Genomic DNA, 8,769 nt, shown 5'->3' with positions numbered 1-8,769 from the left:
ATCAGCATACGGTACTGGTCGTCTGTGATCGCCATTGCCTCATCTGCCGAGCGGGGCCACCGGAATGCACCATTATCGAGTCTCTTGTACATAAGGAGAAAACCATCACCTTCCCAGAGCAGTGCTTTGATCCGGTCACATCTTCTTCCACAGAAAAGAAACAGTGTATTTTTGTCGTAAGGATCAAGCTTAAACTGAAAGCGTACGATCGTTGCCAGTCCATCGATCCCACGACGAAGATCCGTAAATCCCATCGCCAGATACACCTTTTTAAACCCGGAAGCATCTGCATCATTCAGCATGGGTAAAAGCCTTTATGAAATGGCAGAGCATTTCCGGTGAAGTACCGGAAAATATCTCAGCTGACAGTCCCCTGGTATTTTTAATACGGATCATTGGCAGAGTTCCTGCCGAAATGCATGTACCGGATTCTTTTGGAGTATCTGTTTTCTTTGGATCTGGTGCAGGTGCGGGCAGTTCCACAAAAGCAGTGGTTTCTGTGTCCTGCATCTGATCCAGGCATATCTGCCTGACACGCCGGAGACGGTAATAATAGTTGGCTTTTGTAAGATTATTTTGGGTACACCAGGTTTCAACATCCATCCCTTTGGGACGATTCTGACAATTCCGGATCTGTTCTGCCCATTGTCGGATTCTGACCTGCTGAGCTACAAGGCTGGTTTGCGTAGCCATAAGATTCCCCCTCTGAATCATAGTCAGTTAAAAAAGTTAAGTACTAAACTTTTTTGACTATGTTATTTTGTTGAGTATGATTATGGCATAACTTGAAGTGAATAAAAAGGTACTCGTATTCTACCGTTTACGAAAAAAGGGCAAAATAGAAGCCCAGCATCTCGCATTTGAGCTTACTGAGCTATTTGCCAGCGGAGAGTTGACCCCGCAGGATATGGACGGCATCATGTATGAAATGCACAAAGCCTATTTTAAGTACCGAGAACAAAAACGAGAAAAGGAACGAATAATGAACCTGTAAACCACGGTTCCATTCACTATGCCATCCCCGAAAGGGGATCACATTATGGATTCTGCATTTATTCACCAAGCTGCTAACGAACTTGTCCAAAATGCTGGAACTCGCAACATCAAACAGATTGCGCGCAGTTGCAGCCTAGACATCAGTGAAACATCTCGCATTAAAGATATGTTGGGTTTACTTTCGCTCTATTTTGATAAGCCTTTGATCCTTATCAATCGCCAGCTGGACAAACAGACAAAGCAGATGGTGTGCGGCTATGCCCTCGGACATTATCTTGAGCATCAGCTGCTTATGGACTTGCATACCCTGAACAAGTTTCTGACCATTAAGGACAAGCACATCCTTCTTTACGAGCATAACGCTTTCGCATCCCACCTGATGCTGGACAGTGATGAAGTCTATCAAATGACGAAGTGCGGGCTGGATGCTGCTCAGATTGCCGCTGCTAAGGGAATCCACCTCAATCTGGTGCTGGTAAAACTTCTTGAGCTGCATCATCTGGGATACGATCTACGGCACTATCACGCCCAGCACCATGCGTTTATCAAACAGTTCAACCTTCCGGCACATTTTCAGTTTGATGTGGCCGCCGGATGAACTTATGTTCTTATAACCCTAAAACCCGTAATGAACGGTGCGTTATGCCTGTCCATCACGGGTTTTTCGTGTTATTTCAGTTTTGCGAGGATTTCATCGGCACTCATGCCTTCGGCAAGCAGCTTTTTCAGAACGGATTCCGCTTCTGTCTTTTTTGCTTCTTCTGCAGCTTTGGCATCTGCCTTCGCCTTCTTCGTTTCCAGCATTGCCACTTCTTTTTCGGCCTTCTTCAGAGCAGTCTTCTTCACTTTCAGGTCAGCCTTCAAAGTGTCAATGTTTGCGGTGATAGATGCGATTTCCGCTGTGAGCGCTTCCTTTGCGGACTGCTTTTCTGCAATCTGCGTTGCGAAATCAGCAGTCACAGTTTTGGGCTTATTCTTGCTACCTTTTGTTCTGGGCATAGGATACAAACCTCTTTCCAATTATAATAACTAAAGTATATCACTCTGCGGGTCTACGAGCAATATCTATCATACCATCAAATTGGCATTTTCCTTAACCTTATTCAGTACCATATCCGATAAAGCACCTTGGCTATTCAGATGGATTGCTAAAATAATATATTCTGTCAAAAACATATCTGTATACATTTTAAATGTATCTTTGTTTGCATTGATGCTGTTCATTCGAGCCGCAACATTACCATGGAAATTGTTGCAACGAGAAGCATAGAGAACACCAAAAAGAACGAACGACATATTTTGTTCATTTTGCGTTTACAGTTTAGTACCAGGGGTCTGGCACTTTTTTTGTCGGAGCCTTTCTTCAATAAACTTTGTTACAATTTTCTCATATCCTCCCGGGTCTTTTCTATAATTTTCTGAATGATCTGCCCCATGAACTATATATAACTGCTTTTCACCATTACAACTATCGTATAGTTTATAAGCCATAGATAAAGGTGCCTTCATATCTTCGTCACCGTGAATGATTAAAAGAGGAATATCGGTATGTGCTAAAGCCTTACACGCATCTGCGTCTGATAAATCAAAACTCCCCCAAATCTTTGTTCCTACATTAAGCATAGTAGGAAGTAGATTTTTGGGTATGTATTTTGATATTTTCTTGTTATTATTCTGCTTTATCACGTCCAATGTAGATGTAAAACCACAGTCATCAATAATTCCATATACTGAATCAGGCAACTCCAAATCACTGCTCATCATCACAATTGATGCTCCCATTGAAACTCCCATAAGAAAAATAGGATTTTTATCTCCAAAGCGATTTTGTGCCCATTCTACCCAATCAAGACAATCATATTTTTCTAGCACTCCTAATGTTGAGAATTCCCCTTCACTATCTCCCTGTGCGCGTAAGTCACATAGTAGAAGATTCCAATTGTGTTTTTGTGTAATTCTATATATTGGCACGCCATCCAAATAACTGTGCCCCCACAATCCATGAAAAAACACAATTAAAGGCGCACCTTTTTCTCTTTCATAATAATGACCTATCAGTTTTGTATTATCAAATGCTTGTATCATAACAGTTTCATTTGATTGATTTTTTATTTTATATGCATCTATGAGAATTCTATATTCATCATCGTCTGCAGTACCTAAATCTGACCATGGAGTAGTTCTTCTTTCGCAGGTTCGCTGAAATACCAATCGGCTTCCAAATATAACTCCGACCATGCATATAGCAAATCCAATAACAACTGTTATGAAGTATACTTTTTTTCTCTTCACTTTTGATTTCATTCCTTTTACATAACATTATTGCTTCATTTTTCGTGTTCAAATAGTTATTTTCGTAACTCAAGTTGGTATTTCTGGCAAATTTACAATTTATAAATACCTCCATCTATCACACAGCAATTTGAACTGTCCAAAATCTTTTTTACGTATCCCTCTCTTTTTTGTTTTACTTTCCCTCTATTATGCAAAACGGCTCTGGATTACTGCCCAGAGTCGTCCTTGACTTTACGCCTTATATCCCTTTTCGCAAATCACGTTGACCACTTCGTCAACATACTTCTGGCAGGTGTCGTGGTCAGGTGCTTCCACCATAACACGCACGACTGGCTCAGTGCCGGATTCACGAACCAGAATACGGCCAGTATCGCCCAGTGCCTCAGCAACTTTAGACACGGCTTCCTGCACGGCATGGTCATTCTGTGCAGCCTTCTTATCGGTCACACGGACATTCTCAAGCACCTGCGGATAAATCTTCAACGGTGCTGCCAGTTCGCTCATCGGCTTCTTCTTCGCCAGCATGACTTCCATCATCTTCAGACTGGTCAAAATGCCATCGCCAGTGCTTGCATACTTGGAGAAGATGATATGGCCGCTCTGCTCACCACCGATACGGCAGCCGTTCTTTGCCATGTACTCGTAGACATACTTATCGCCCACAGCGGTCTTGGCATAGCCGATGCCCTGTTCATCGAACGCTTTGTACAGACCAAAATTGGACATAACGGTCGTGACCACAGTGTTAGTCAGCAGCTTGCCGCGCTCCTTCATGTAGCAACCGTAAATGTAAAGGATATGGTCGCCAGTGATGACATTGCCTTTCTCATCCACGCACAAGCAGCGGTCGGCATCGCCATCGTATGCAAAACCGACATCCAAGCCCTTCTCCACAACAAACTTTTGGAGGCCCTCGATATGAGTGGAGCCAGCATTATTGTTGATGTTCAGACCATTCGGATGGTTATTGATGACGTAGGTATCTGCTCCGAGGGCATCGAACACAGACTTGGCGATGTTCCAGGAACTACCGTTGGCGCAGTCCAGACCAACCTTGACGCCCTTGAAAGAGTAGATACCCAGAGAGATCAGGTAGCCCATGTAACGGTTACGGCCAGAGATGTAATCCACAGTACAGCCGATATGCTCACGATGAGCAAAAGGCAGTTCTGGCCAGTCCTTATCGAACACATTGAGCTTGCCATCGATGTAATCCTCCACCAGCAGCAGAGTCTCCTCCGGCATTTTTTCACCGTAGCAATCGATCAGCTTGATGCCATTATCGTAGTACGGATTGTGGCTGGCGGAGATCATGATACCACAGTCAAAGTCATCCACACGGGCGATATACGCCACAGACGGAGTTGTAGTGACGTGGAGCAGATAGGCATCTGCACCGGAAGCAGTCAAGCCTGCGACCAGACTGTACTCGAACATATAGGAACTGCGGCGAGTGTCTTTGCCGATGACGATACGGGCATGGTCAGTATCACCATTGCGCTCACGCAGAGCATTGTAATACCATCCTAAGAATCGACCCACCTTATAGGCATGGTCTGCTGTTAATGTAATTCCGGCTTCACCACGAAAACCATCTGTTCCAAAATACTTTGACATTTTCAATCACCTTTTAATCCTTTTCTTGCCAACCATCCACGGAGCAGTCCTTATTACAATCTCGTATGTCACACTACAAATGAACATCGTAACAGTAACAACAATCATCGCAAGTAGGAAACTTTCTCTTACTGCTTCTGTACTCATATGTAGTGGAATTGATATAATCTTCACCACTATCCGATACACCGGGCCATGAATACAGAGAACGATCAGAGATATCCGTCCAAAATATTGCAGAATTCCGTTTTTATTGATAAACTGAGAAACCAGAATTATAGCCGTCACACCGATGAAAGCTGTCACAAACCACATGATTCCCGATGTCAAGTTGCGGAAAGACAGAAAAAAGTTCAGCCCAAACAGAACTATCGCCGTTATTCCTGCTTCTAATTTCTTATCAATAATCTTTGCTTTTCTTCTTGCCAATACAGTACCAACAGCGTAGAAGCCTATGTATTTGAACACACGGTTGAAGCCCCAAGGGAACTCTGGCATTGGGAGCAAAATATAGATCAAACTCATCAGAGCAGAAGCAATATATGAAATTTTCCTGCCACCTAGATTAACTAGAATATTGAACAGGGCCACTGTTACAAAGAAGCATGGCAAAAACCACAGGTGGATATTAAAATCCAGATTATTATAACAACCAGAAAATAGCCCGGCCAGAGCATCAAGAAAGCTCATGTCTGAATCCCGGAATTTTCTCTCAATCAATTGCCAATAGATAAGAAGCAGAATACCGAATGCGAAATACGGGATAACAATGGTCTGAGTTCTTCTCTTTATATCCGTCAGCACAGGCTTTTCTTTGTACACCCAGCCTGCTGCTAAGAAAAACAGCGGCATATGAAAAGAATATAGCCAATTAAAGATAGTTTGATTGGAATAGATATGTCCTATCGCAACAAGGATGATACCTATTCCTTTTAATACATCAAGCCATGATAAACGCTCTGCTCTGCTCTGCTCTGCTCTGCTCTGCTCCGCTCTGCTCTGCTCTGCTCTGCTCTGCTCTGCTCTGCTCTGCTCTCAAAATTATGTTCTCTCCCTACTCTTTGTCAATTACATTTTCTACTTATTTTTCCAAAGAATTTTTATAAAAATCACTCATATCCATAATCATCCGTCTATATGCCTCCTCTAATCCAACTTCTGGTTTCCAACCCAATTCTTGCAATTTATCAGAGTTTAGTATCATCCTTGTATCAGCTGCATAGCCAAACGAATTATCTTTGGGGATATCAAACACTACTTTGATTTTTCCGTCAGCTATCTTCTCAGCAACTAAATTAGCCATCTCGGCTATAGTTGTATGTGTTCTTGGATTGCTCACGTTATATGCCTCTGCGTTTGTACCCTTTAGCAAAATTGTAAGCAGTCCAGTAATACAATCTCTTGTATAGCAATAGTTTCCTTCTGATTGTCCTTTCGTGTGTAGAACAATATCTTTCCCCTGCATGGCACTTCTTGCAAATTGTGCAAACACCCTATTCTCTTCCGGAAGAATTCCTGCCCCAAAGGTCTGGGCGAGTCGCGCAATTTTAACAGGAACTCCATATTCTGAACAATAAGCCACACACATATTTTCACACAAACGCTTGCTTTCCGGATAGTTACTTCGTACTTTTAAATTATCTATAAACCCTAAATCATTTTCTCTAACTTCTTTACTAATATTAAAGGCTCCATACATCTCCATGGATGAAATGTAAACCACCGATATACACTTCTTTTCTCGTGCAAGATTAAGTATATTCTTTGTTCCTTCAATACTTGTTAAGAGCGTTTCTACCGGTTTTTCAATCATTATTTTTGAAGCCGTTACTGATGCACAATGAAATATATAATCAACAGATTCATCAATGTGTATCTCATTTACAACATCTGCAACATATAATTTTAATGATGAATCTATAGATTCACCAAAAATCCGCTTTGCTTTATCGATACTTCTTACAAGAGCAATAACTCCTATGTCTCCAATAGCAAGTAATGCACGAACCAAAGAAGCACCAATTAAACCAGTGGCACCCGTCACTAAAATATTTTTTCCCTTAAGCTGTTCATAGGGAAGATCGTATCTAGCAATAAACTCTAGATCCTCTTGTAAAGCACTAAGATGCATAAAACACCCTCCTTTGCAAATTTACTATTATAGCGGTCAAAAGTAGGCTTATTAAAACACATAAAACATAGTTTTGAAAGTAAAATGTTTTTAATCCAACAATATTCATAAGTGCTCTGACTGCTACATGTGTCAGATACAATTCATAAGACACTGCCCCAAATTTTTCCAATACTTTAATAATTTTTTTTGGTAATTTCGGCATACAAACAGCCATACAATACAGAAGAGAAATTCCCCAAAAACACATCAAGAACCGAAAGCCAAGTTTTAATATAATTATTTTTATTACAGGCACAAACTGACATAGCATAAGCCCTACGCCAAAAATTATCCCGTTTTTTTCCTTATCACTAATATATTCCTGTCGGTAAACTTTTTTTCCACACCAGCAACCAATAAAGAAAATAAGAAACCTTCCCAATAATATTTCTATATTTTGATTTAATGATGGCATTACATATTTCGGTATTAATTGGATAGATAAAGCTAAAAATATTAACATCACAGCTTGACTCTGATTCGTCCAATTAGTGTGAAGTAATTTATAAACCAGCGGATAACTCAAATATGCAAGTATAATGAATGGTACATACCAAAAAGTTCTTATCCCCTGTGTAAAAAATGTCACAAAGAAAAAATCCAACACAAATGATAATGGACCTTTTCTCATAATTAGAAGATCAACTAAAACCCAATACGGAACTGCAACCATCAAATACGCTGGTAAAATTCTCTTTGCTCTTTTGGTAAAAAAGTGCAAAGTATTTGAATCTTTTTCCAACGAAAAATAAAGTCCAACCCCGGACAAAAATACAAAAAATTCAACTCCAACACTACTAATAAACGTGTTATATAATTGGCATATCTGGCGGAGCCCCCCCCCAGTCAAATTTAACGCTGCCACATCTTCAAAATAATGATATATAATTATTGAAATTATTGCGACACCATAAATTGAACTACGATTCTTGCTAAAGATACTCCAATTAGTCTTCAAATCCATATATTTGTTCATTTTCTTTTGCCTCAAGAATCGCACGCATCGTATAAAAATCTTCAGGAGTTGTAATTTTTATATTTTGACTAGGTCCGTCAATCAAATGCAGTTTGAATCCATTCTCTTGCATCATTGTGCATGAATCGATCCAATTATATTCCTCTTTTGCTAAAGCTTTTTCGTGAACAGCGAGAATATCATTTAACCAAAAAGACTGTGGAGCCTTTGCAACTCTAGAATTGCTCCTACTCGGAACATAATCTATCGAAGAATCTTTCTCATTCACAACAAGAATTGTTTCTTTAACTTTTGCGGTGGTAATAGCTGATCCATATTCCTTAACCGACTCAATGTTATTTGTAATCAACTTTTCTGTAATAAGTGGACGAACCCCATCATGAATCAGAACAATGGCTTTTTCATTTTTTGCCAACTCTTTCGCAGCATTTAGTCCATTATATATAGATAACTGCCCAGTTTTTCCACCCGGAACAACCTTTTCTACTTTTTCAATTCTGAACTTATAGAGAAGATCATTTAAATAGGGAATCCAACTTTCGATACAAACAACAACTATTTTATCAATAAGTGGATGATTTTGAAAATGTTCTAGTGTATGAATAATTATAGGTTTATTGTACATTTCCAAGAATTGTTTTGGTCGCTCTTTACTATGCATTCGGCTACCTACACCTCCTGCAAAAATCACTGCTATATTCATCATAGTATA

10 protein-coding genes are annotated in these 8,769 nt (G+C 40.2%); 1 reads left to right on the top strand and 9 read right to left on the bottom strand.

All coding sequences use genetic code 11. The annotated features are described in order from the left end of the window. Both tnpB and DW915_RS06495 read right to left on the bottom strand, forming a co-directional pair. On the bottom strand, positions 1–302 hold a 302-nt coding region (tnpB, locus tag DW915_RS06500; protein WP_147398421.1), incomplete at its 3' end, for an IS66 family insertion sequence element accessory protein TnpB. Then, positions 292–693 carry a hypothetical protein gene (locus DW915_RS06495; protein ID WP_055222036.1) on the bottom strand — a complete coding sequence of 134 codons (402 nt, stop codon included), beginning with the start codon at positions 691–693 and terminating at the stop codon, positions 292–294. The genes tnpB and DW915_RS06495, both read right to left, overlap by 11 nt. A 346-nt stretch (positions 694–1,039) precedes the next feature. Between DW915_RS06495 and DW915_RS06485 the strand changes: the two genes are divergently transcribed. Further along, a complete protein-coding gene (locus DW915_RS06485) occupies positions 1,040–1,594 on the top strand; it encodes an ImmA/IrrE family metallo-endopeptidase (RefSeq protein ID WP_158581031.1) in 555 nt (184 codons plus the stop codon). Between the two features lie 71 nt (positions 1,595–1,665). On the opposite strand, the gene DW915_RS06480 is transcribed toward DW915_RS06485, so the two are convergent. The 7 genes from DW915_RS06480 to DW915_RS06440 all read right to left on the bottom strand — a co-directional run bounded on the left by DW915_RS06480 (position 1,666) and on the right by DW915_RS06440 (position 8,763). Then, a complete protein-coding gene (locus DW915_RS06480) occupies positions 1,666–1,995 on the bottom strand; it encodes a hypothetical protein (RefSeq protein WP_118741812.1) in 330 nt (109 codons plus the stop codon). A 315-nt stretch (positions 1,996–2,310) separates the two neighbouring features. Then, the gene (locus DW915_RS06470) at positions 2,311–3,288 is read right to left on the bottom strand and encodes an alpha/beta hydrolase (protein ID WP_158581030.1); all 978 of its coding nucleotides are present in this window, start codon (positions 3,286–3,288) and stop codon (positions 2,311–2,313) included. 234 nt (positions 3,289–3,522) lie between these two features. Next, positions 3,523–4,908: a phosphoglucosamine mutase gene (gene glmM, locus DW915_RS06465; RefSeq protein ID WP_118741809.1), complete on the bottom strand. Its 1,386-nt coding sequence runs from the start codon at positions 4,906–4,908 to the stop codon at positions 3,523–3,525. Positions 4,909–4,914: 6 nt separating this feature from the next. Continuing rightward, positions 4,915–5,805, bottom strand: coding sequence for an acyltransferase family protein (locus tag DW915_RS06460; protein WP_243033798.1), 891 nt, complete (start codon positions 5,803–5,805; stop codon positions 4,915–4,917). 184 nt (positions 5,806–5,989) lie between these two features. Beyond that, positions 5,990–7,039: an NAD-dependent epimerase/dehydratase family protein gene (locus tag DW915_RS06450; protein WP_118741806.1), complete on the bottom strand. Its 1,050-nt coding sequence runs from the start codon at positions 7,037–7,039 to the stop codon at positions 5,990–5,992. After that, the gene (locus tag DW915_RS06445) at positions 7,029–8,057 is read right to left on the bottom strand and encodes an acyltransferase family protein (RefSeq protein WP_118741805.1); all 1,029 of its coding nucleotides are present in this window, start codon (positions 8,055–8,057) and stop codon (positions 7,029–7,031) included. The genes DW915_RS06450 and DW915_RS06445 overlap by 11 nt, the downstream gene beginning before the upstream one ends. After that, positions 8,029–8,763 (bottom strand): IspD/TarI family cytidylyltransferase, encoded by a 735-nt coding sequence (locus tag DW915_RS06440; protein ID WP_214252280.1) that lies wholly within the window; start codon positions 8,761–8,763, stop codon positions 8,029–8,031. Before DW915_RS06440 ends, DW915_RS06445 begins: the two co-directional genes overlap by 29 nt. Positions 8,764–8,769 lie beyond the last annotated feature (6 nt).

The sequence above is a fragment of the Blautia sp. AM42-2 genome, from assembly GCF_003480245.1.
In the GTDB taxonomy this organism is placed as follows: Bacteria; Bacillota; Clostridia; order Lachnospirales; family Lachnospiraceae; genus Fusicatenibacter; species Fusicatenibacter saccharivorans.
The sequence above is the reverse complement of the archived record's forward strand: the minus strand, read 5'-3'. Positions and strand labels throughout refer to the sequence as shown.

Coding starts and splice junctions, on each gene's coding strand:
- DW915_RS06495 (WP_055222036.1), bottom strand. CDS start 693: ATGGCTACGCAAACCAGCCTTGTAGCTCAGCAGGTCAGAATCCGACAA.
- DW915_RS06485 (WP_158581031.1), top strand. CDS start 1,040: ATGGATTCTGCATTTATTCACCAAGCTGCTAACGAACTTGTCCAAAAT.
- DW915_RS06450 (WP_118741806.1), bottom strand. CDS start 7,039: ATGCATCTTAGTGCTTTACAAGAGGATCTAGAGTTTATTGCTAGATAC.
- DW915_RS06440 (WP_214252280.1), bottom strand. CDS start 8,763: ATGATGAATATAGCAGTGATTTTTGCAGGAGGTGTAGGTAGCCGAATG.
- glmM (WP_118741809.1), bottom strand. CDS start 4,908: ATGTCAAAGTATTTTGGAACAGATGGTTTTCGTGGTGAAGCCGGAATT.
- DW915_RS06445 (WP_118741805.1), bottom strand. CDS start 8,057: ATGAACAAATATATGGATTTGAAGACTAATTGGAGTATCTTTAGCAAG.
- DW915_RS06480 (WP_118741812.1), bottom strand. CDS start 1,995: ATGCCCAGAACAAAAGGTAGCAAGAATAAGCCCAAAACTGTGACTGCT.